The organism is Pseudomonas agronomica (assembly GCF_025917275.1).
Lineage (GTDB): Bacteria > Pseudomonadota > Gammaproteobacteria > Pseudomonadales > Pseudomonadaceae > Aquipseudomonas > Aquipseudomonas agronomica.
Genome location: NZ_JAOSHO010000978.1, coordinates 1 through 658, shown reverse-complemented (window position 1 = coordinate 658; position 658 = coordinate 1). Strand labels below are relative to the sequence as shown.

Annotated in this window: 1 protein-coding gene; it reads left to right on the top strand. The window is 67.5% G+C overall.

All coding sequences use genetic code 11. From position 1 onward, the window contains the following. A partial coding sequence (locus tag OC610_RS28480) for an aldolase/citrate lyase family protein (protein WP_264433075.1) occupies nucleotides 1–648 on the top strand: 648 nt, incomplete at its 5' end. Between the last annotated feature and the right edge of the window lie 10 nt (nucleotides 649–658).

The window sequence follows — 658 nt, the reverse complement described above, 5'->3', positions numbered from 1 at the left end:
CTGCGCGGCATGCTCGGCCAGCTCCAGGCCGTGGCGCCCTACCCCAGCCAACCGGTGATTCGCCCGGTCATCGGCGACACGGCGCTGATCAAGCAAGTGCTCGACATTGGCGCGCAGACGTTGTTGATCCCGATGGTCGAGAGCGCCGCACAGGCGCAAGAGCTGGTCAAGGCCATTCACTACCCGCCCAAGGGCGTGCGCGGCGTCGGCAGCGCGCTGGCTCGCGCGTCGCGCTGGAACAGCATCGCTGGTTATCTCGACCATGCCGATGAACAGATGTGCCTGCTGGTGCAGATCGAGAACCGTGAAGGCCTGGCCAACCTCGACGCCATCGCGGCTGTAGAAGGCGTCGACGGGGTGTTCATCGGGCCGGCGGACCTGAGTGCCTCGATGGGCCACCGCGGCAACCCGGGTCACCCCGAGGTGCAGGCGGCAATCGAAGACGCCATCGCCCGCATCCGCACAGCCGGCAAGGCCGCCGGCATTCTCAGCGCCGACCAGGCCTTGGCCAGGCGCTACATCGAACTGGGCGCGGCGTTCGTCGCGGTCGGCGTGGACACCACGGTGCTGATGCGCGGGCTGCAAAGCCTGGCGGCAGCGTTCAAGGATTCAGCGGCACCTGCAAGCACGGCGGGGGCTATCTACTGACAGCCCAATA